Source organism: Paludibacterium paludis, assembly GCF_018802605.1.
Taxonomy (GTDB): domain Bacteria; phylum Pseudomonadota; class Gammaproteobacteria; order Burkholderiales; family Chromobacteriaceae; genus Paludibacterium; species Paludibacterium paludis.
This window is the reverse complement of sequence record NZ_CP069161.1, coordinates 77,866-100,258: the sequence shown is the minus strand read 5'-3', so window position 1 is coordinate 100,258 and position 22,393 is coordinate 77,866. Positions and strand designations below refer to the sequence as shown.

Genomic DNA, 22,393 nt, shown 5'->3' with positions numbered 1-22,393 from the left:
CGCGGCGCGTCCCCTGCGACGCGTTTTCTGTTCAATGAATGATTCGTGCGGAGTCCGGCTAGTGGCAAAGACAGGCCTGATTCTGAGCTCCGGTTCTGCCGACAGGGAGTCTGCGTTCATTGCCGGAACCGGGGGTGTCGCGCTCGATGGGCGGACTGACGGTGACGGTGGATGGCAGGTTGCCGGACTGCCTGGCATGGCAACCGGATGTCGCGGCTGTCATCGGCGGTGTGAGCGCGGAAAGCCGCTCCGGATAGCGCGGCGTTCCTGCATGCTGGCCGGTCAGTGTCGTCTGCGCCCTGTTCGAAGCGGCCGGTTTGTCCGCCGAGCCTCTTTCCCGGCTAAAGTCGATGCTGGCGGCTGAGCGCGACGCAACGTCATAGCTGCCGCAGCGCGAGCCCGGCGAGTCCGAGCAGGATGCAGTAGACGCCGAAGGGGCGCAGGGCCTGGATTTCATGCTTGTTGAACCAGCGCATCAGCGCCCAGGTGCTCAGCCAGGCGAAGGCGCCGGAGAGCACGCCGCAGGCGCCGACCAGAGCCAAATCGAGGTGCGCGCCCATCTTCAGCATCTTGGGCACTTCCAGGATGCCGGCCGCGGCGATGATCGGCGTGGCGAGCAAAAAGGAGAAGCGCGCCGCCGAGGCGTAATCAAGACCGGTGCTGATGCCGGCGATCAGGGTCACGCCGGACCGGGAGATGCCGGGAATCAGCGCCAGCGCCTGGGCGAAGCCGATGCGCAGTGCGTTGAGTGGCGTCAGTTCCTCGAGGGGTTTGCCGCCGGTGCGGCGGCGCAGGCCGTCGCCGGCGATCAGGATCACGCCGTTGATCATCAATACCACCAGAATGATGTCGACCGAACCGAACAGCACCTTGAGTTTCTTTTCCAGGAGCAGCCCGAGCAGGCCGGCCGGCACGGTGCCGATGAACAGACGCCACATCAGGCGCGCCTCGGGATCGGAGTCTCCGCCGCGGGCGCGCACGAAACCGCCGATCAGGCGGAACCAGTCCTTGCGGAAAAAATGGAACAGGGCGAGCGCGGTGCCCAGGTGCAGCACGACCATGAACGGCAGGAAGGCTTCGCTCGCCGGGTGAAGCTGCCAGCCCAGCAGCTCGGGGAGGATGACTCCGTGGCCGAGGCTGCTGATCGGGAAAAGTTCGGTGATGCCCTGCATGATGGCGAACAGGACAGCTTGCATGGTCGGCATGACGATTCCTGGCGGGAGAAAAAACGAACGGCGAATCATCGGCCAAAATCGTCCGCTTGAAAAGCGCCGCGTCCCGTTCTTAAGATTGCATTAAGCGTTTTCGGAGAGTTTAATGCAATCGGCTCTCCGGAGCCGGACCGATGTTCAGCGAAAAACCGATTCCATGCATGCACACAACCATTCCGTCGCGCCGGCCGAAGCCCTCACCGGCGGCGAACGTCAGGCCGCGGCCAAAAAGAGCACACTGGTCAGTGTCGCCGTCAACCTTCTTCTGACCGCGGTGCAGATCGCGGTGGGGGTGTTCGCTCATTCGAGCGCTCTCGTGGCCGACGGCATTCACTCATTGTCCGATCTGGTCGCCGATTTCGTGGTGCTGCTGGCCAACCGCTTCAGTCATCTGGCCGCCGACCGCAACCACCCGTATGGCCACTCCCGCTTCGAGAACGCCGCCTCGCTGGCGCTCGGGGTGCTGCTCATCGCCGTCGGCATCGGCATGCTCGGCAACGCCGCGAACAAATTCGCCGATCCGTCGCTGATCCCCCGCGTGCACTGGTATGCGCTGGCCGTCGCGATGATGGCGCTGGTGGCCAAGGAAAGCCTGTTCCGCTACATGCTGGCGGTGGCCAACCGGGTCAAGTCGGGCATGCTGGTGGCCAATGCCTGGCACGCCCGTTCCGACGCCGCCTCCTCGCTGGTGGTGGCCGCCGGTATTGTCGGCAACCTCCTGGGCTGGCCGCTGCTCGACCCGCTGGCGGCGGCGATCGTCGGCTTCATGGTGGCGCGCATGGGCTGGAACTTCTCCTACGACGCCATGCAGGATCTGATGGACCGCGGACTGGACGAAGAGTCGGTGGAGGCGATCCGCGCGGAGCTGGGCGAGACGCCCGGCGTGCTCAACGTGCACGATATCCGCACGCGCAAGACCGGCGACCTTGCGATCATCGATGCGCATCTTCTGGTCGACAGCCACATCAGCGTGTCCGAGGGCCACCAGGTGGCGCTGCAGGCCCGGCACCGGGTGATGAAGCGCTTCGCGGTGGCCGACATCACCATTCATATCGACGCCGATCTCGCCGATGGCCCGGAAAACCTCGGTCTGCCTCCGCGCCAGGCGCTGCTGGAAGAATTGAACCGGCATTTCCCGGACGCGCCGTTGCGGCTCGACCAGTTGCGCGCCCATTATCTGGACGGCCGCCTGGAGCTGGAGGTGGAACTGGACGACGACAAGGACGCGCGGCGCGGCGCGCTGCTGGTCATGGCGCCGCCGGCCGCCGTCGACGCACTCCGGGTCTGCGCGCGGCTGCGCGAGGCGGTCATCAAGAATTAATACCGTTCCATGACAATGTAAATTTTTGTCAGGGGTAAAACTCTCAAAGCCCCTGTGCGTCTATCATTGCAGATTACCGGGTCCCGCCTGTCGCCGACCCGGGGCCCATTATTGACCGACCGACGCCCGATGCCATGTCCAAGCCCGAAATGCCCCCCGAATCCCCTGCCGGTTCTCCTGTTTCCGTTTTTGCGCGCCGCCGCGTCCTGTTCGCCGTCGCCACGCTGACTGCGGTGGCCGTCGCCTGGCTCGCCTGGCAGAGAGCCGGCGCGCAGGATGACAAGAACGGCAAGCGCGGCCGCCAGACGCCGACCGTGTCGGTGGCGACGGCGGCTACCGGCGATATGCGGGTGAGCCTCGACGCGCTGGGCACGGTGACGGCCAACAACACCGTCGTCGTCAAAAGCCGCGTCGACGGCCAGCTCGAGAAGCTGTACTTCAAGGAAGGCCAGGAGGTGCGCGCCGGCCAGGTTCTCGCCCAGATCGATCCGCGTCCCTTCGCCGTGCAGGTGACCCAGGCCGAAGGACAACTGGCGCGCGATATGGCGCAGCTTGCCAACGCCCGCGCCGATCTCGCGCGCTACCGCACGCTGCTTGAACAGAACGGCGCCTCCCGCCAGCAGGTCGATACCCAGGAGGCTCTGGTGCGCCAGCTCGCCGGCACCGTGAAAGTCGACGAGGGCGCCGTGGCGGCGGCGCGCCTGCAACTGTCCTACTGCCGCATTGTCGCGCCGGTGTCGGGCAAGGCCGGTCTCAAGCAAGTGGACGAGGGCAACATGATCCGCGCCTCGGACGCCTCGGGACTTGTCGTCATCACCCAGGTGCGTCCGGCCAATGTGGTGTTCTCCATTCCGGAGACGCGGCTCGATGATCTGATCCGGGCGCGCGCCGCCAATCCGTCGTTGCCGGTCGAGGCCCGCGACCGCGACGGCAGCACGCTGCTGGCGCGCGGCGAGCTTTTGACCGCCGACAACCAGGTCGATACCGCGACCGGCACACTCAAGCTGAAGGCCCGTTTCGACAACCGGGACGATGTGCTGTTTCCCAACCGTTTCGTCAATGTGCGCATGCTCCTGGCGACCCGCAAGAACGTGCTGCTGGTGCCGTCCGCCGCCGTGCAGCAGGGCAAGCCGGGCAGTTATGTCTTTGTGGTGAACGCCGACAAAACCGTCAGCCTGCGCCCGGTGAAAACCGGTCCCTCGGAAAATGAGCGCACCGTGATCGAATCGGGTCTCGCGGTGGGCGAGCGGGTCGCGCTGGACGGGCTCGACCAGCTGCGCGACGGCAAGAAAGTCAACCCGGTCGGGCAAGGCGAACGCCATGCGCCGGATGCCTCCGCCCCGCTCGGCGAGAAGCAGAACAAGGCCGCCTGATACGATGAATCCGTCCCGCCAGTTCATTCAGCGGCCGGTCGCCACCACCTTGCTGATGGTGGCGATCCTGCTCGCCGGCCTGATCGGCTACCGTTTTTTGCCGGTTTCCGCCCTGCCCGAAGTCGACTACCCCACCATCCAGGTGGTGACCCTCTATCCGGGCGCCGGCCCGGAAGTGATGACCTCCTCGGTCACCGCGCCGCTGGAGCGCCAGTTCGGCCAGATGCCGGGCCTTGACCAGATGGCCTCGACCAGTTCCGGCGGCGCCTCGGTGATCACCCTGCAGTTCGGCCTCGATATCGGGCTGGATGTCGCCGAGCAGGAAGTGCAGGCCGCGATCAACGCCGCCTCCAACCTCCTGCCCTCCGATCTGCCCCAGCCGCCGGTCTACAACAAGGTCAACCCGGCCGACACCCCGGTGGTGACGCTCGCCATCACCTCGAAAACCCTGCCGTTGCCGAAACTCGAGGATCTGGTCGATACCCGGCTCGCGCAAAAGCTGTCGCGCCTGCCGGGCGTGGGCCTGGTCAGCATCAGCGGGGGCCAGCGGCCGGCGGTGCGCATCCGCGCCGACTCGCGCGCGCTGGCGGCGCGCGGCCTGACCCTGGACGACATCCGCACCGTGGTCGGCAACGCCAACGTCAATCAGGCCAAGGGCAGCTTCGACGGGCCGCGCACCGCGTCGACCATCGACGCCAACGATCAGCTCAAGTCCGCCGGCGAATACCGCGATATCGTGCTCGCCTGGAAAAACGGCGCGCCGGTGCGGCTGTCCGATGTCGCCGAGGTCGTCGAGGACGCCGAGAACAACCGCCTGGCCGCCTGGAGCGGGCGCGAGGCGGCCATCATCCTGAACGTTCAGCGCCAGCCTGGCGCCAACGTCATCGAAACGGTGGACCGCATCAAGGCGCTGATGCCGCAATTGAAGACCAGCCTGCCCGGCGCCGTGTCGGTGTCGCTGGTCAGCGACCGCACCACCACCATCCGCGCGTCGGTGGCGGACGTGCAGTTCGAGCTGATGCTGGCCATCGCGCTGGTGGTGATGGTGATCTACGTGTTCCTGCGCAACCTGCCGGCCACGCTGATTCCGGGCGTGGCGGTGCCGCTGTCGCTGGTCGGCACCTTCGGCGTGATGTACCTCGCCGGCTTCAGCCTCAACAACCTGACCCTGATGGCGCTGACCATCGCCACCGGTTTCGTGGTCGACGACGCCATCGTGATGATCGAAAACATCGCCCGCTACATCGAAGAGGGCGAGGCGCCGCTGGCCGCCGCGCTCAAGGGCTCCCGACAGATCGGCTTCACCATCATCTCCCTGACCTTCTCGCTGATCGCCGTGCTGATTCCGCTGCTGTTCATGGGCGACGTGGTGGGCCGGCTGTTCCGCGAATTCGCCATCACCCTCGCGGTGTCCATCCTGATCTCCGCCTTCGTGTCGCTGACGCTGACGCCGATGCTGTGCGCGCGGTTTCTGAAGCATGTGCCGGAGGAGCGCCAGGGCTGGTTCTACCATGCGAGCGGACGCTTTTTCGAGCGCGTCATCGCCGCCTACGGCCGCCTCCTGACGCGCGTGCTCGAACACCAGCGCCTGACCCTCGCCGTCGCGCTGGGCACGGTGGCGCTGACCGCCGGTTTGTACCTGCTGGTGCCCAAGGGGTTTTTCCCGCTGCAGGACACCGGCGCGATCCAGGTGATCACCGAGGCGCCGCAATCGGTGTCGTTCGCGGCGATGGCCGAGCGCCAGCAGGCGCTGGCCGACGTCCTGCTGCGCGACCCCGCCGTGGACGGCCTGTCGTCGTTCATCGGGGTGGACGGCGCCAACGCCACACTCAACAGCGGACGCATGCTGATCACGCTCAAACCGCTGGACTCGGGGCGGCCGCGCGTGGCCCGGGTGCTGGAAAACCTGAAGGCGCGCGCCGCCGCGGTGCCGGGCATCCGCCCGTGGATGCAGCCGGTGCAGGACCTGACCATCGAAACCCGGGTCAGCCGCACCCAGTACCAGTTCGTGGTGCAGGCGACGCGGCCGGATGAATTGGGCGAATGGGTGCCCAAACTGGTCGCCCGCCTGAAAACCGAACCGGCGCTCGCCGATGTGGCGAGCAATCTGCAGGACAAGGGCCTTCTGGCGCGCGTGGACATCGACCGCGACAGCGCCGCGCGCCTGGGCGTCACGCCGGCGCAGATCGACAACGCGCTCTACAACGCCTTCGGCCAGCGGCTGATTTCCAGCATTTACACCCAGACCAGCCTCTACCGGGTGGTGCTCGAAGAGCGTCCCGGCGAGGACGGCCTCGCGCGTCTGCAGACGCTGTACCTGACGCCGGCCGGCGGCGGCGCGCCGGTGCCGCTGACCGCCGTCGCGACACTCTCCGAAGGCCATACGCCGCTGGCCATCGACCACCTGGGGCAGTTCCCGTCGGCGACCCTCTCCTTCAACCTGGCGCGCGACGCCTCGTTGGGCGAGGCGGTGGAGGCGATACGGCGCGCCGAGGCCGACATCGGCCTGCCCTCCGACATGGAAACGCATTTCCAGGGCGCGGCGATGGCTTTTCAGGCGTCCCTGTCGAGCACCCTGTGGCTGATCCTCGCCGCGATCGTCACCATGTACATCGTGCTGGGCGTGCTCTACGAGAGCTACATTCACCCGGTGACCATCCTGTCCACGCTGCCGTCGGCCGGCATCGGGGCGCTGCTGGCGCTGATGTTGTCCGGCAACGATCTGGGCATTATCGGCATCATCGGCATCATTTTGCTGATCGGCATCGTCAAGAAGAACGCCATCATGATGATCGACTTCGCGCTGGACGCCGAACGCAATGAGCGCATGGCGCCGCGCGAGGCCATCTTCCAGGCCTGTCTGCTGCGCTTCCGGCCGATCCTGATGACCACCATGGCCGCCCTGCTCGGCGCCCTGCCCCTGATGTTCGGCAGCGGCGTCGGCGCGGAGCTGCGCCAGCCGCTGGGCGTGACCATGGTCGGCGGCCTCCTGGTCAGCCAGGTGCTGACGCTGTTCACCACGCCGGTCATTTATCTCGCTTTTGACCGGCTGGCCCGGCGCTTCGGTTACAGGGCCGCGGCATGATTCCCTCCGAGCCGTTCATCCGCCGTCCCGTCGCCACGGTGCTCCTGACCCTGGCGCTGCTGCTCGCCGGGGCCCTGGCCTTCGGCCTGCTGCCGGTGTCGCCGCTGCCGCAGGTGGATTTCCCGACGATATCGGTGCAAGCGTCGCTGCCGGGCGCGAGTCCCGAGACCATGGCCTCCTCGGTGGCCACGCCGCTGGAGCGCGCTCTCGGGCGGATCGCCGGCGTCAACGAGATCACCTCGTCCAGCTCGCTCGGTTCGACGCGCATCACCCTGCAATTCGACCTTGACCGCGATATCAACGGCGCCGCGCGCGACGTCCAGGCGGCGATCAACGCGGCGCGCGCCTCGCTGCCCTCGAGCCTGCCGTCCAACCCGACCTACCGCAAGGTCAACCCGGCCGAATCGCCGGTGATGATTCTCGCCCTGACGTCCGAGACCCATACCCAGGGGCAGATGTACGACCTCGCCTCCACGGTGCTCGCGCAAAAACTGTCGCAGGTGAAAGGCGTCGGGCAGGTCAACATCGGCGGCAGTTCGTTGCCGGCGGTGCGCGTCGAGCTGCGTCCCGAAGCGCTCAATCACTACGGCATCGGACTGGAGGAGGTGCGCGCCGCCATCACGGCGGGCAACGCCAACCGCCCCAAGGGCATGATCGAAAGCGGCGGCCGGCACTGGCAGATCGGCGCCAACGACCAGGCGCGCCGCGCCGCCGATTACCTGCCGCTGATCGTCAGCTACAAGAACGGCGCGGCGGTGCGGCTCTCCGATGTCGCCGAGGTGCAGGACGCGGTGCAGGATCTGCGCAACGCCGGCTCCATCAACGGCAAGCCCTCGGTGCTGCTCGTGGTGTTCCGCGAGCCGGGGGCCAACATCATCGATACGGTCACGCGCATCCGCGCGCTGATGCCCGAATTGCAGGCCGCCATTCCCCAGTCGGTGCACATGCAGGTCGCCCAGGACCGCACGCCGACCATCCGCGCCTCGCTGTTCGAGGTGGAGCGCTCGATGCTGATTTCCGTGGCGCTGGTGGTGCTGGTGGTGTTCCTGTTCCTCGGCGATGCCCGCGCCACGCTCATCCCGGCCATCACCGTGCCGGTGTCCCTGGTCGCGACCTTCGCGGTGATGTACCTCGCCGGATTCAGCCTGAACAACCTGTCGCTGATGGCGCTGACCATCGCCACCGGCTTTGTGGTGGACGACGCCATCGTCGTCCTGGAAAACATCGCCCGGCATATCGAGGAGGGCATGACGCCGCTGCAGGCGGCGCTGACCGGTTCGCGCGAGGTGGGCTTCACCGTGGTGTCGATGAGCCTGTCGCTGATCGCGGTGTTCATTCCGGTGCTGCTGATGAGCGGCATCGTCGGGCGGTTGTTTCGCGAATTCGCGGTGTCGCTGTCGGCCGCCATTCTGGTGTCGCTCCTGGTATCGCTGACCACCGCGCCGATGCTGTGTTCGCGCTGGCTGCGGCGGCGGGATCCGTCGCGCGACCGGCCGTCGCGGGGCGCGCGCCTGATCGACCGCATGGCGGGGGGCTACCGGCGTTCGCTGACGTGGGCGGTCGATCACCGCCGCTTCATGATGCTGCTGCTGGCGATCGCGATCGGTCTTAATGTGGCGCTCTACATCGCCATTCCCAAGGGATTTTTTCCGCAACAGGACACCGGCAGGCTCAGCGGCCAGTTGCGCGCCGATCAGGCGATGTCCTTCCAGGCGATGAAAGGCACCCTGCAGCGCTTCATGGCGATCGTCGGCAAGGATCCGGCCGTCGATGTGGTCACCGGCTTCACCGGTGGCGGGCAGCGCAACGTCGCCAACCTGTTCGTCGGGCTCAAGCCCTTGTCCGAGCGCAAGGACAGCGCCGAGCAGGTGATCGACCGCCTCAGAAAACGTCTCGCCCGCGAGCCGGGCGCGACCCTGTTCCTGCAGGCGGTCCAGGATATCCGCATCGGCGGACGTTCCGGCAACGCCCAGTACCAGTACACCCTGCAGGGCGAGGATCTGGCCGAACTGCGGCTCTGGGAGGGGCGCATCCGCCAGGCACTGACCCGGCTGCCGCAGCTTGCCGACGTGAACTCGGACCAGCAGGACAAGGGGATGCAGACCTCGCTGGTGTTCGACCGCGACGCCATGGCGCGCCTCGGCCTGACCCAGCGCCAGGTCGACGCCACGCTCAACGACGCTTTCGGCCAGCGCCAGGTGTCGACCATCTACGAAGCGCTCAACCAGTACCGGGTGGTGATGGAGTTCGCGCCGGCGTACTGGCAGAGTCCCGAGTCGCTCAAGCACATCTACGTGATGTCGGCCTCGCGCGGGGCGGTGCCGCTCGCGGCGTTCGCCCGGGTGACCACCACCAATACCTCGCTGTCGGTCAATCACCAGGGCCAGTTCGCCGCCTCCACCATCACCTTCAACCTGCCGCCGGACGGCTCGCTGTCGGACGCGACGGACGCCATCGGCGCGGCGATGGCCAAGCTTGGCGTGCCCACCACGATCCAGGGCGGTTTCCAGGGCACCGCCAAGACCTTCCAGGACGCGTTCCGCACCATGCCGCTGCTGATTCTGGCGGCGATCGCGGCGGTCTATCTGGTGCTCGGCATGTTGTACGAGAGCTATGTCCATCCGCTGACCATCCTGTCGACCCTGCCGTCCGCCGGTGTCGGCGCGCTCGTGGCGCTGATGGCCTGCGGCACCGAATTCAGTGTCATCGCCCTGATCGCGGTGCTGCTGCTGATCGGCATCGTCAAGAAAAACGCCATCATGATGATCGACGTGGCGCTGACGCTGACGCGCGAGCGCGGCGTTCCGCCCCGCGAGGCGATTCTGGAAGCGTGCCGCCTGCGTTTCAGACCGATCATGATGACCACCCTGGCCGCGCTGTTCGGCGCGATTCCGCTGGCGCTGGGCAGCGGCGACGGCGCCGAATTGCGCAAGCCGCTGGGCATCGCCATCGCCGGCGGCCTGGTGATGAGCCAGATCCTGACGCTGTACACCACCCCGGTGGTCTACCTTTACCTTGACCGTTTGCGCCGCTGGCGCCCGTGGCGCCGGACGGCGGCGCCGCTTCCCGCGAAGGACTGAACGACGATGTTGCGCTGGATGACATGTAGTGCCTGTGTGTTGCTGATCGCCGGATGCGCGGCGGGGCCGGATTACGCGCGCCCCGGCATGGCGCTGCCGGCCGTCTATAAGGCCGTGCCCGGCTGGAAGATCGCCGCGCCGGCGGACGAGGTGGTGCGCGGGCAGTGGTGGACGGGATTCGGCGACGCGCAGCTCGATGCGCTGGAGGCGCGTCTGGCGCTGGACAGCCAGACGCTCGCCCAGTACGCGGCCAAACTCAGGAGCGCGCAGGCCTTGTACGATCAGGCATCGGCGGCGCGCTGGCCGACGCTGTCGGCCAATGCCGCGAGTTCGCGCGGCAAAACACCGGGCTCTTCCGCCGCGACGACCGCCTCGCTGTCGCTCAATGCCGGCTGGGAAGCCGACCTGTGGGGCAAGCTCGCGCGCGGGGCCGAGGCCGGCGCCGCCGAAGCGGCGGCGAGCGCGGCGGATCTTGCCGCGGCGACACTGAGCGCCCGGGCGCAGCTGGCCACGACCTACCTGCAATGGCGTGTCGCGGTGCTCGAGCAGGATTCGCTGGCGGCGAGCGTGGACGCCTATCGCGGGCAGCTCGAGGTGGTGAAGCACAAGCTCGACGCCGGGGTGGCGATGCGCGCCGATCTGTTGCAGGCGCAATCCCAGCTGCAGACCTTCGAAGCGCAACTGGCCGACGCGCGCTTGCAGCGCGAGCAGTACGAACATGCCATCGCGGTGCTGGTCGGCGTGGCGCCCGCCGATCTGACGCTGACGCCCCCCGCCGGCGTGCCGGTTTCCTTGCCGTTGCCCGACGCCCTGCCGGCGAACCTCATCGAACGCCGTCCCGACATCGCCGCCGCCGAGCGCCGCGTGGCCGAGGCCAATGCCAGGATCGGCGTGGCGCGCGCGGCGTATTTTCCGGATCTGACCCTGTCGGCCTCGGGCGGCTGGAAGGCGGACCGCGCCGCGGAGTGGTTCACCGCGCCGGCGCGCCTGTGGTCGCTCGGGCCCGCGCTGGCGCTCACCCTGTTCGACGGCGGCGCGCGAAAGGCCGCGGAGGATGCGGCGCGCGCCAATTACGACAACACGGTCGCGGTGTACCGCCAGACCGTGCTGACGGCGCTGCAGGATGTGGAGGATAATCTCGCGGCGAGCGTGTCGCTCGACGCGTCGCTGCGTCTCACCCGCGAGGCATGGCAGAACGCCCGCGAGGCGGAAACCATCGTGATGAACCAGTACCGCGCCGGAACGGTCGCCTGGCTCAATGTGCTGGTGGCCAAAAACGCCACGGAGTCGGCCGCGCGCGCGTACTACAGCGTCGCCGCGCGCCGGCTCGCCGCGAGCGTGGGCCTGGTGAGGTCGCTGGGCGGGGGCTGGAAGGCCGCCGCGCCGTCGACGAACGATGCGACCCGAGCGCAGCGGAGCCAATGAGTGGCATAATAGCGTCAATGTTCCGAGACGACGGCCGGAACACTGTTTTTTGACAGCCATTAACACACGCTATCCGTAACATCCGTTACCGGCAGCCGGGCTCGATCCCGCCTGCCGGTAACAGTTTTATTTCCGGCGCCGCCCCTCCGCCCCCGTTTGCCGGGAGGCGCGGGCGGCGATGCGCCGATGGGGGCTTACAGCGCATGAGAACAATACTGCCACCCGTGATCAACGCCTCGGCCCGCCGGTTGCTGCCCAACCGCTGGGACTTCCTGGCGTTTCCGCTGATCATCGGGCTTATCGTGATGGGCAGCACGGGTTTCCAGGAAACCATGGCGCCGCTGTCGTCGATTCAGACCCAGCCGGTGTCGCTGGATCCGGCCAACCTGCCCGAGTACGCGCTGCGCACCATCCTGCGCATGCTCGCCGCCATGGCGGCGGCGCTGGTGTTCACCCTGGCCTACGGTTCGCTGGCGGCCAAGAACAAGCGCGCCGAGCGGGTGCTGGTGCCGATTCTCGACATCCTGCAGTCGGTGCCGGTGCTCGGCTATGTGTCGTTCACCGTGACGTTTTTCCTCGCCCTGTTCCCGGGTAGGGTGCTCGGCGCGGAGTGCGCGGCGATTTTCGCGATCTTCACCAGCCAGGCCTGGAACATGACGTTCAGCTTCTACCAGTCGCTGCGCACCGTGCCGCGCGACCTGTCGGAAGTGACGAAAAACTTCCAGCTCACGCCCTGGCAGCGTTTCTGGAAGCTCGAGGTGCCGTTTTCCCTGCCCGGCCTCATCTGGAACATGATGATGAGCATGTCGGGCGGCTGGTTCTTCGTGGTGGCCTCCGAAGCGATCACCGTGGGCAACAGCAGCGTCACCCTGCCCGGCGTGGGGTCCTACCTCGCGGCGGCGATCGCCGCCCGCGACCTGGGCGCGGTCGGCTGGGTGATCCTGACCATGACGCTGGTGATCATCGGCTACGACCAGTTCCTGTTCCGCCCGCTGGTGGCCTGGGCCGACAAGTTCCGCCTCGAGGACACCCGCGGCGAGGCCGAGCCGGAGTCCTGGCTGCTCAACCTGATTCGCCGCACGCGGCTGATCCAGCGCTCGCTCAGTCCGCTGGGCGCGATGCTGACCGCGGTGGCGCGTTTCCCGCTGGTGTTGCCGGCGCTCGGCTTCTGGTGGTGGCTCGCGCTCTTCATCGCGCTGTTCCTCGGTCTTAAGGGCATCGTGCTGTTCGCCATCGCGCTCATCGCGCGCCGCGCCGCGCCGCGGCTTGTGCCATTGTCGGTGCCCGGCGGCCTCTTCGCCCGGCTCGGCGGCGGCGAGCGCGCCGGCGACCTTGCCTGGGCGGCGCTGGTGCTCGTCGGCACGTGCGCTGTGGTGCTCAAGGTCGGTTTCTTCGTGGCCGACGGCGTCGGGCTGGGCGAAGTCCTCAAGGTGCTGGGACTCGGGCTGATCACGCTGGTGCGCGTCGTGCTGCTGATCGCGCTCGCGTCGCTGGTCTGGGTGCCGCTGGGGGTGCTGATCGGCCTGCGCCCGCGGCTGGCGGAAAAGATCCAGCCGCTCGCGCAGTTTCTCGCGGCCTTCCCGGCCAACCTGCTGTTCCCGATTTTCGTGGTGGGCATCGTGCATTTCGACGCCAATCCGGACATCTGGCTCAGCCCCCTGATCGTGCTGGGCACGCAGTGGTACATCCTGTTCAACGTGATCGCCGGCACCACCGCCTACCCCAACGATTTCAAGGAAGTGGCGACCAATTTCCGCATTCGCGGCTGGCAATGGTGGCGCAAGGTCATGCTGCCGGGGATTTTTCCGTACTACGTGACCGGCGGCATCACCGCCTCGGGCGGCGCATGGAACGCGAGCATCGTGTCCGAGCTCGTGTCCTGGGGCGACACGCGGCTGGAGGCCCATGGCCTGGGCTCCTACATCGCCGTGAACACGGCGGCCGGCAACTACCCCAAAATCATTCTCGGCATCGCCGTGATGTCTTTGTTCGTCGTGATGTTCAACCGGTTGCTGTGGCGTCCCATGTACGTCTACGCAGAGAACCGGCTGCGTCTTCACTAAATTCGCGGGCTCTTTACCATGCACAATACGATCCCCAACGAAATTCTCAATGTGCGCCAGGTGGGCGTCGGCTTCCAGAAGGCCCAGGGCGAACAGCGCGTGCTCGATGGTGTCGACCTGAGCCTGAAAAAGGGCGAGATCGTCGGCCTGCTCGGCCGCTCCGGCTCGGGCAAGTCGACCCTGCTGCGCATCATCGCCGGCCTGATCCGGCCGACCGAAGGCGAGGTGAACTACTGCGGCAAGCCGCTCAAGGGGCCGGCCGAAGGCGTGGCCATGGTGTTCCAGACCTTCGCCCTGTTCCCCTGGCTCACCGTCCTGGAAAACGTCGAGGCGGGCCTGGAGGCCCTTGGCGTGCCGGCCAAGGAGCGGCGCGAGCGCGCGCTCAAGGCCATCGACCTGATCGGCCTTGACGGCTTCGAGAGCGCCTATCCGCGCGAAATGTCGGGCGGCATGCGCCAGCGCGTCGGCTTCGCGCGGGCGCTGGTGGTCAATCCCACCCTGCTCCTGATGGACGAGCCGTTCTCGGCGCTCGATGTGCTGACCGCGGAAACGCTGCGCACCGATCTGCTCGATCTGTGGAACGACGGCGACCTGCCGATCGACTCGATTCTGATCGTCACCCACAATATCGAGGAAGCGGTGTTCATGTGCGACCGCATCCTGCTGCTGTCGTCCAACCCCGGGCGCATGGTGGCGGAAATCACCGTGCCATTTCCGCATCCGCGCAACCGCCTGGATCCGGCGTTCCGCCAGCTGGTCGACGATATCTACGCCAAGATGACCGCCCGCCCGGCGGCCGACGCGGCGCGCAAGGCCGGCCTGGAGCTGGGCAGCTGGCTGCCGCAGGTGTCGACCAACCTTCTGGCCGGTCTGATCGAAACCCTGGCCCAGCAGCCCTACAACGGCCGCGCCGACTTGCCCGAGATCGCCCAGAGCCTGCACCTGGAGGTCGACGATCTCTTCCCGGTGGCGGAATTTCTGCAGCACATGGGATTCGCCGAACTGTCCGAGGGCGACATCATGCTGACCCATTTCGGCAAGCTGTTCGGCGAGTTCGACACCCAGGAGCGCAAACAGCTGTTCGCCGCGCAACTGGTGCGTACCGTGCCGCTGGTGTCGCGCATCGCCACCGTGCTGCACGAACGCCCCGGCCAGCGCGCGCCGCGCGAGCGCTTCAAGCAGGAGCTGGAGGATTTCCTCTCCGACGAAGCGGCGGAGGAAACCCTCGACTCGGTGATCAACTGGGGCCGGTACGCCGAGATCTTCAACTACGACGACCAGACCGAGATGTTCAGCCTGGAAGACGTGGCCTGACGCGCGGGCCCTCCGCGCCGTCCTCGATGTCGTAGCCTTCCTCGCGGACCGCTTCGCGCAGGCGGTCCGCTTCTTTCCAGTCGCGCGTGGCGCGGGCCGTTTCGCGAAGCGCCAACAGATCGCGCACCGTATCCGGCACGGAAACGGTTTCCGCCTTCCCCAGATCCAGTCCGAGAACACGGTCGAACCACAGCAAGGTGGCGCGCTTGTCGGCGTCGGCGAGCGCGCTGCCCAGCGTCTCCCAGGCGATCGACAACGCCTGCGGCAGGTTCAGGTCCTGATCGAGCGCGTCCATGAATCTCTCGCGCCGTGCCGGGTCGATCCGCCCGTCGGTTTCGCCAAGACGCCGCACCCCGTCGCCCAGCCGCCGCCGCGCGACGGCCGCGGCCTCCAGCGCCTCCCAGGAAAACACCATTTGGTGGCGGTAGTGCGCGGTCAGACAGAGGTAGCGCCAGTCCAGCGCCGCGAAACCCCGTTCGGCGAGGCGCGCGAGCGTGAGGAATTCGCCGTCGGACTTGGACATCTTGCCGTTGCCGGTTTTCAGGAAATAACCGTGCATCCAGAAGTTCGCCAGACGCGTGCCGTGGCGCGCCTCGGTCTGGGCGATTTCGTTGGTGTGGTGGACCGGAATATGGTCCTCGCCGCCACAGTGGATGTCGAACCAGGGCCCCAGGTAGTGCTCCGCCATCGCCGAGCATTCGATATGCCAGCCGGGAAAGCCCCGGCCCCACGGGCTGTCCCATTCCATCTGTCGCGTTTCGCCTTCCGGGCTGAATTTCCACAGCGCGAAGTCGGTGGGGTGGCGCTTGTCGCCGCCCTCCACCCGAGCGCCGGCCATCAGGCCTTCGGTGTCCAGGCGGGCGAGCCGGCCGTAATCGGGCTGGCGCGTGGCGTCAAAATAGATGCCGTCGGGCGTCCGGTAGGTGAATCCTTTGCTTTGCAGATCGGCGATGAAAGCGATCTGCTCGCCGATGTGTCCGGTGGCGCGGCACCAGATTTCCGGCTCTTCCAGATTCAGGGCGCGCCAGTCGGCCAGGAAGGCGGCCAGATAATACTCGGCGATCTCTTCGGCGCGCTTGCCGGTGCGGCGGCTGCCCTTCTCCATTTTGTCCTCGCCGTCGTCCGCGTCCGAAACCAGATGGCCGACATCGGTGATGTTCACCACATGGCGCACGGCGTAGCCATGGATCCGCAGAACCCGGCGCAGCACGTCCTCGAACAGATAGGTGCGCAGATTGCCGATATGCGCGTAGTCGTAGACTGTCGGGCCGCAGCAATACAGACCGACCTGCCCGGCTTGAATCGGTTCGAAGGGGCGCAGTGAGCGGGTCCAGGTGTCGTACAGGTGAAGCGGCATGGCGAGTCTCCGTGAAAGGGACGCAAAAAAGGCCACAGCATGATCGATGACTGTGGCCGGCTCGGGAAAAACGGGAAAATCGTTCAGGCAGTCCGCATCGCCGGCGTGGGGCGACAACACGGCCGGGTCGAAAGGAAAAGGCGGGCGGACTGAAGATATGGCATGGGATCCATCATAACGTGCTGGGGCGGTGCCGTGTCAATTTTCATGAAGGATGGGTTTGGGGACTTCCCCGCGAAGGGGTCGGATTTCGGATTCGCGCCATTTCTGAGAAAAATTTACCTGTCCGGCGGGCTGGCAGCCCGTCATGGCTATGCCATTATGGGAAGATATGGCTTCGCGCCAAGATTTCTTTTTTCTGGGTGGATGACATGAAAGCGTTATTGAGTCTCTTGTTCGCGACCGCGTGCCTGGCGCCCGCCGCTCATGCGGCGCTGGGCGACAAATTGTCCGATCCGGTGCCGGCCGGCCGCAAAGTGATCGCGGCGGCGGCGGCGAATACGGCCGGTTATTCGGTTCGCACCAGTCTGGATCCGGCCGGCATCACGATCCGCGAATACGCGGCCGCCGATGGCACGGTGTTCGCGGTCACCTGGAACGGATCCGATATCCCCGATCTGAGCGCCCTGCTTGGCAAGTCGCGGTTCGCCGAGTACACCCGGGCCATCGGCGAGGGCAATGGCAACCGCCGCCGAGCCGAGGTCGCGGGCCCCGACCTGGTGGTGCAATCGTTCGGCCGCGGAATGACTTTCCGTGGTCGCGCATGGCTCAAATCCCTGCTGCCGGCCGGTGTGCCGGTGGATGTGATCCAGTAAACCTGTGAAAGACGTTTCCATGAAAAACCGGATCGCCTGCCTGATCGTATTTGTCGCCAGCCTGTTGACCGCCTGCGGCGGCGGAGGCGGTGGAGGCGGCTCGTCGTCGACGCCGGCCACGCCTTCCACACCCGCCACCCCGTCGTTCGTCAACAGCGTCAGCGTGGTGGTGGACAGCGGACCGAACAACCGTTCGGTCAACCAGCCTTTCGTCACGGTGAAGGTCTGTGTGCCCGGCACCTCGCAATGCCAGTCGATCGATCACGTACTGCTGGATACCGGGTCGGTCGGCCTGCGGCTGATCGGCGCGGCGTTCGACGCCAGCGGGTTTCTCCCGGTGGTGAACAGCGCCAACGGCCAGCCGGTCGCCGAATGCTACACCTTCGCCTCCGGGCCGGTCTGGGGACCGGTGGTGCAGGCCGATGTCAAAATGGGCGACGAAGTGGCCTCGTCGATCCCCGTTCAGGTTGTCAGTCCGTCCGGCTTCGCGCCGCCTCCCGCGTCCTGCCTGAGCAAGGGCACCCCGATCACCTCGGTGTCCGGGCTGCAGGCCAACGGTATTCTCGGTATTGGTCATCAAGCGAAGGATTGCGGCAGCACCTGCGAGTCCAATTCGGGCCAGAGCCGTTATTTCACTTGCGCCGGCGCGAGCTGCGGCGCCCGGACCTTGCCTGTCGCCCAACAGGTGATCAACCCGGTCTCGGCGTTTCCCCTGGATAACAACGGCACGCTCATCACGCTGCCGGTGGTTGGAGCGGGCGGTCTTTATGCGCCAAGCGGCACCCTGACCTTCGGTATCGGCACACGCGCCAACAACAGTCCGGCGACCGCGGCGACCGTGCTCGCGGTGAACGGCAGCGGTTACTTCACCACACGGTACAAGGGGGTTTCCCTGGTCGACAGCTTTATCGACACCGGTTCGAACGGTCTGTTTTTCTCGGACAGTATCCCCCTGTGCGGCGCCACCGCCAGCGGGTTCTACTGCCCGGCGTCGACTCTCGCGCTGTCGGCCACGCTGACCGGCAGCAACGGGCAGGGCAGCGTGCTGGTGAGTTTTGGCATCGCGAACGCCGAGGCGCTGGTCGCGACAGGCAAAACCGCTTTCGCCAATCTCGGCGGAGGCGGGCTGAGCGGTTTCGGAGCCTCGTTCGACTGGGGCTTGCCGTTCTATTACGGCAAGACCGTCGTGACGGCTCTGGAGGGCGCGTCCACGCCGCTGGGCGCGGGACCCTATATCGCGTTCTGAAGCGACACGCTGTCTTGAACAACGCCGCGGCCCTTCCGGACCGCGGCGTTGTCTTTTCTGAACCCGCGTCAATCACTAACGAATGATGAAAAATCAATGCATTGGGGGATTTTCCGCCCGGGCGGGTTTCTGTTCCGTATTGACATTAGGTGTATATGCATGTAATTTGCCTTCATTCCCATTGAAAAAACGGTTTTCATGCGCGCATTGCGTCTTCCCTGCCACTGCGGCTCGCTCAGGCAAGCGACCCGCGCCGTGACCCAGCTTTATGACCGGCATCTGCAGCCATGCGGGCTGACGATCAACCAGTTCGGCCTGCTGCGCTTCCTTGATGCCTTGCCCGGCACGACCGTCGCCGCGATCGCCGACGCCATGGTGATGGACAGCACGACCCTGACGCGCACCCTCGCCGGGCTCAAGCAGCGCGGATGGATCGCGTCCGTGCCGGGGCGCGACCGCCGCGAGAAGCTCTGGAGCCTCGAGCCGGACGGCAAGGCCGTGATGGTTGCGGCCATGCCGCTGTGGGAAGCCGCTCAGCGCGAGCTGGAGGCGCGCATGGCCGGGGTCGACATGGAAACGTTGTCGCGAACGAGTTTCGCGCTGGCCAGGGCGCTGGCCGACGACCCCGGCTGATAGGGCCGGGAAGCTGTCCGGTGTTTCGCCGGCCGGTATTTATGTGTATATGCATCTATTTGAGGAGAGCAGTATGGCAACGACGTTGACCCTGTCGGACCGCGGCGACCATTTCGCCTGTGCCCACGCCGGAGCGCTGGCGCAACTGGACCGCTACACATTCAAGGGCTATCCGGGCAAGCTCTTTTTGCAAGAGACCCTGGGGCTGACCTCGATGGAGGTCTCGCTGAACAAATTGCCGGCCGGCGCGCAGATGCCGTTCAGCCACTCCCACCGCGAGCATGAGGAACTCTATGTGTTCGTGCGCGGCAACGGCCAGTTCCAGGTCGACGGCCGCGTCATCGCAGTGGGCGAGGGAACCGTGCTGCGCGTGGCGCCACAGGGCGAGCGCACCTGGCGCAATCACTCGCGGGAAGATTTGTACTACATCGTGATTCAGGCGACCGATGGCAGCCTGACGGCCTCGGGTATCGCCGATGGCGTCAAGTCGGCAGCGCCGGTCGTCTGGCCCGAGTGAAGGCGGAAAAAGACCGGACGATTCTGTCCGGTAGCTGTCGGTTGTCGAAGAGCCGGGGGCGGTTTCCCGGCTTTTTCCATTGACGCATCGCGTCGCAGCAAGGAACATTGCCGCTTCGATCTCGGGACAACTCTGAAAGCGGACGCGCTATGGATGTGATGTATCTCTTCAAGGCCCTGTTGCTGGGCATCGTCGAAGGCATGACGGAATTTCTGCCGGTGTCGAGCACCGGCCACCTGATTTTGTTCGGCGACTGGCTGTCGTTCGACAGCGGCAGCGACAAGGTGTTCGAAGTGGTGATCCAGCTGGGCTCCATTCTGGCGGTGTGCTGGCTTTACCGGGAAAAGATCCTGCGCGTGCTGGGCGGTCTCATGTCCGGCGACGCCGGAGCCCGGCGCTTCTCGCTGGCGGTGATTCTGGCGTTTTTCCCCTCGGTGGTGGTCGGGCTCGCCTTCGGTTCGAAAATCAAGGCGCTGTTCTTCAACCCGACCAGCGTGGCGATCGCGCTGATCGTCGGCGGTCTGGTGATCCTCGCGGTCGAAGCGCGGCCGCGCGCGCCGCGCGTGAACGACACCGAGCGCATCGGCTGGCGTCAGGCGCTGGGCATCGGCGCGGCGCAATGCCTGGCGATGATTCCCGGCACCTCGCGCTCGGGGGCGACCATCATCGGCGGCATGATTGGTGGCCTGTCGCGCCAGACGGCGACGGAATTTTCCTTTTTCCTGGCCATTCCCACCATGTTCGGCGCCACCTTCTACGATTTGCTCAAGCACCACGACAAGATCGACGCCAGCCAGATGGGCGGCATCGCGGTCGGTTTCGTGGTCGCCTTCCTGTCGGCCCTGCTGGTGGTCAAACTGCTGGTGCGTTTCATCGCGCGTCACACCTTCCGCGGCTTTGCCTGGTACCGCATCGCGCTGGGCGCGGCGATCCTGCTGCTGCGCTGATGTTCCTTTCCTTCAGGCCGGCGCCACCCCGCCCGGCCGGCTGTGCCTTCTGGCCGACCAGGTGACGCCGGCGACCAGCAGGCACAGCGCCAGCCACTCGAGCGGGCGCGGCCAGCGCCCGTCGTAGAGAAATCCGTAAGCGGTCGCGAACAGCACTTCGAAGATGATCATCTGGCCGCCCAGCGTCATCGGCAGGCGGCGGCTGGCCGCGTTCCACAGTCCGTTGCCGAAAATGGACGCGCCGATGGCCACGGCGGCCGTCACGAGGATGAAGCGCGCGAATCCCTGGTCGCCAATGGATGGCGTGAACACGCCGCAGCGCCAGGCCAGCAGCAGAAGCGGCACGGTCAGGAGCGCCAGCGCGCCGGTGGCCACACCGGTGAGCAGCGACCATTCGTGGCTGTTGAACACCGGCCGGCGCGCAAGATACCGGGCGTTGCCGATGGCGTACGCTGTCCAGGAAAACAGCGCGCCGAACGCGCACAGAATGCCGGTCGCGCGCACCAGCGGCGTCGCGGTGCCGGCGCCCGAGGAGGCGAGGAACACGTCGGCGTTGATGGCGGCGATGCCGGCGCAGATCGCCGTCAGCGGCCCGGCGAGCTCGCGCAGCGTCATCGCGCCCTGATCGCGCGAGCCGGCCAGCGTGATCAGCACCGGCATCATGCCGATGATCAGCGAGGTCGGTGCCACGCCCACCATCTGGATCGCACCGGCCAGCAACAGGTAATAGACATTGTTGCCGGCGAGGCTGAGCCAGGCCAGCGCCCGCCAGTCGCGCGCGGTCACCTTGCCGAACAGGCGCCGCCCCAGCGGGATGGCCATCGCCACGGCGAACACTCCGTACGCCAGGTAGCGCGCCACCGACAGCAGCATCGGTGAAAATCCGTCGAGCAGCCGGGGCGCGATGAACACCATGCCCCACAAGGCCCCGGCGGCCAGACCGAATACCATTCCCTTGAACACGCGTTTTTCCTTCTGGCGTTACGCCGTTGTCTTGCCAGCTTCGTCACGCACCCACGCGCAGAAGGCTTTCACCTGGGGACGCGATTCGGCTTCCGGCAGGCGCAGCAAATGGTAATGATAGGGGCCCTGTACCGACAGCCCGCCGAACAGTTCGACCAGGAGGCCGGAACTGACGAAGTTGCCGAGCAGCGGACGGCTGGCGATCGCCACGCCCTGCCCGGCCGCCGCCGCCTCCAGCGTCAGGTAGGTATGGGAAAACAGCGAACCGGGCAAGCGGCCCGATACCGGCACGCCCACCGCCGCCAGCCATTTTTTCCAGTCGGTCTGCCTGTCGATCTGCGCGATGATCACGTCGTGCAAGAGCGGCAGTCCCGGCAGCGCCTCCGGCCGGGGAACCGGATGGCGGGCGAGGAAGGCCGGGCTCGCCAGCGCGACGAAGGCCTCCCCGAACAGGATGTCGTCCTGCAGCCCCGGATAGGGGCCCGATCCCAGACGGATCGCCACATCGACCGCGTCGCGCGTCAGATCGCTCGGTTTGACCGCCGCGAGCACCCGCACTTCGACGCCGGGGTGGCCCGCGAGAAAATCCGGCAGGCGCGGCATCAGCCAGCGCGTCACCAGCGAGGGCATGGCGCTGACTGTCACGGCGCGGCTTTCGTGCGCTTCGTGGCGCAAGGCGCTCGAGGCTTCGGCCAGCGCATCGAGCAGCGCCGTGACCTGCGACGCGTAGCGGCGTCCGGCCGCCGTCAGCCGCACGCCGCGGGTGAGGCGCGTGAACAGCGGCATGCCGAGCCAACTCTCGAGCTGGCGGATCTGATGCGCGATGGCGCCGCTGGACAGGCACAGCTCGCCGGCCGCCTCGGAAAAGCTCTCGAGGCGCGCCGCGGCCTCGAAGGCGCGCAGGGCGAACAGGGGGGGCAGATCGGGGCGGCTCATCGGTTGGCATGAAATTATTATGGCATAGACCGAAAACTATCAGTTTGCGCGGCGTTCCGGCAAGCCCCTAGACTGACGGAAAATGACATGCGGGATTGCGCGGTGAC

17 protein-coding genes are annotated in these 22,393 nt (G+C 66.5%); 13 read left to right on the top strand and 4 right to left on the bottom strand.

Going from position 1 to position 22,393, the window contains the following annotated elements:
• The first annotated feature begins 134 nt into the window (after nt 1-134).
• On the top strand, nt 135-257 hold the full coding sequence (locus JNO50_RS19100; protein ID WP_280530239.1) for a hypothetical protein: 123 nt from the start codon (nt 135-137) through the stop codon (nt 255-257).
• A gap of 120 nt (nt 258-377) precedes the next feature.
• Here JNO50_RS19100 and JNO50_RS00395 read toward each other — a convergent pair whose 3' ends face one another.
• Entirely contained in the window at nt 378-1,205 is an 828-nt protein-coding gene (locus tag JNO50_RS00395; RefSeq protein WP_215796439.1) for an undecaprenyl-diphosphate phosphatase, read from the bottom strand.
• A gap of 163 nt (nt 1,206-1,368) precedes the next feature.
• Between JNO50_RS00395 and JNO50_RS00390 the strand changes: the two genes are divergently transcribed.
• The 7 genes from JNO50_RS00390 to JNO50_RS00360 all read left to right on the top strand — a co-directional run bounded on the left by JNO50_RS00390 (nt 1,369) and on the right by JNO50_RS00360 (nt 14,872).
• Nucleotides 1,369-2,532 (top strand): cation diffusion facilitator family transporter, encoded by a 1,164-nt coding sequence (locus JNO50_RS00390; protein WP_189532676.1) that lies wholly within the window; start codon nt 1,369-1,371, stop codon nt 2,530-2,532.
• A 134-nt stretch (nt 2,533-2,666) separates the two neighbouring features.
• Entirely contained in the window at nt 2,667-3,905 is a 1,239-nt protein-coding gene (locus tag JNO50_RS00385) for an MdtA/MuxA family multidrug efflux RND transporter periplasmic adaptor subunit (RefSeq protein ID WP_215796438.1), read from the top strand.
• 4 nt (nt 3,906-3,909) lie between these two features.
• On the top strand, nt 3,910-6,990 hold the full coding sequence (locus tag JNO50_RS00380) for an MdtB/MuxB family multidrug efflux RND transporter permease subunit (protein ID WP_189532675.1): 3,081 nt from the start codon (nt 3,910-3,912) through the stop codon (nt 6,988-6,990).
• Nucleotides 6,987-10,070 (top strand): multidrug efflux RND transporter permease subunit, encoded by a 3,084-nt coding sequence (locus tag JNO50_RS00375; RefSeq protein WP_189532673.1) that lies wholly within the window; start codon nt 6,987-6,989, stop codon nt 10,068-10,070. Before JNO50_RS00380 ends, JNO50_RS00375 begins: the two co-directional genes overlap by 4 nt.
• Before the next feature lie 6 nt (nt 10,071-10,076).
• On the top strand, nt 10,077-11,495 hold the full coding sequence (locus JNO50_RS00370) for an efflux transporter outer membrane subunit (RefSeq protein WP_189532670.1): 1,419 nt from the start codon (nt 10,077-10,079) through the stop codon (nt 11,493-11,495).
• 203 nt (nt 11,496-11,698) lie between these two features.
• Nucleotides 11,699-13,558, top strand: a complete 1,860-nt coding sequence (locus JNO50_RS00365; protein ID WP_189532668.1) for an ABC transporter permease — start codon at nt 11,699-11,701, stop codon at nt 13,556-13,558.
• Nucleotides 13,559-13,576: 18 nt separating this feature from the next.
• Nucleotides 13,577-14,872, top strand: coding sequence for an ABC transporter ATP-binding protein (locus JNO50_RS00360; protein ID WP_189532666.1), 1,296 nt, complete (start codon nt 13,577-13,579; stop codon nt 14,870-14,872).
• On the opposite strand, the gene cysS is transcribed toward JNO50_RS00360, so the two are convergent.
• On the bottom strand, nt 14,850-16,229 hold the full coding sequence (gene cysS / locus JNO50_RS00355) for a cysteine--tRNA ligase (RefSeq protein ID WP_189532665.1): 1,380 nt from the start codon (nt 16,227-16,229) through the stop codon (nt 14,850-14,852). The two genes, JNO50_RS00360 and cysS, sit on opposite strands and share 23 nt — an antisense overlap.
• Before the next feature lie 371 nt (nt 16,230-16,600).
• Here cysS and JNO50_RS00350 point away from each other — a divergent pair, with 371 nt between their 5' ends.
• From JNO50_RS00350 to JNO50_RS00330, 5 genes are all read left to right on the top strand, one after another.
• Nucleotides 16,601-17,044, top strand: a complete 444-nt coding sequence (locus JNO50_RS00350; RefSeq protein WP_189532663.1) for a DUF2844 domain-containing protein — start codon at nt 16,601-16,603, stop codon at nt 17,042-17,044.
• A 19-nt stretch (nt 17,045-17,063) separates the two neighbouring features.
• Nucleotides 17,064-18,290 (top strand): DUF3443 family protein, encoded by a 1,227-nt coding sequence (locus tag JNO50_RS00345; protein ID WP_189532661.1) that lies wholly within the window; start codon nt 17,064-17,066, stop codon nt 18,288-18,290.
• Nucleotides 18,291-18,488: 198 nt separating this feature from the next.
• Nucleotides 18,489-18,923, top strand: coding sequence for a MarR family winged helix-turn-helix transcriptional regulator (locus tag JNO50_RS00340; RefSeq protein ID WP_189532660.1), 435 nt, complete (start codon nt 18,489-18,491; stop codon nt 18,921-18,923).
• A gap of 73 nt (nt 18,924-18,996) precedes the next feature.
• Nucleotides 18,997-19,440, top strand: a complete 444-nt coding sequence (locus tag JNO50_RS00335; RefSeq protein ID WP_215796437.1) for a cupin domain-containing protein — start codon at nt 18,997-18,999, stop codon at nt 19,438-19,440.
• Nucleotides 19,441-19,589: 149 nt separating this feature from the next.
• Complete coding sequence (locus JNO50_RS00330) at nt 19,590-20,387, top strand: undecaprenyl-diphosphate phosphatase (protein ID WP_189532658.1); 798 nt, start codon at nt 19,590-19,592, stop codon at nt 20,385-20,387.
• A 12-nt stretch (nt 20,388-20,399) separates the two neighbouring features.
• Here JNO50_RS00330 and JNO50_RS00325 read toward each other — a convergent pair whose 3' ends face one another.
• Both JNO50_RS00325 and JNO50_RS00320 read right to left on the bottom strand, forming a co-directional pair.
• Nucleotides 20,400-21,350: a DMT family transporter gene (locus JNO50_RS00325; RefSeq protein ID WP_229804570.1), complete on the bottom strand. Its 951-nt coding sequence runs from the start codon at nt 21,348-21,350 to the stop codon at nt 20,400-20,402.
• Between the two features lie 18 nt (nt 21,351-21,368).
• Nucleotides 21,369-22,286, bottom strand: coding sequence for a LysR substrate-binding domain-containing protein (locus tag JNO50_RS00320; protein WP_189532655.1), 918 nt, complete (start codon nt 22,284-22,286; stop codon nt 21,369-21,371).
• Nucleotides 22,287-22,393 lie beyond the last annotated feature (107 nt).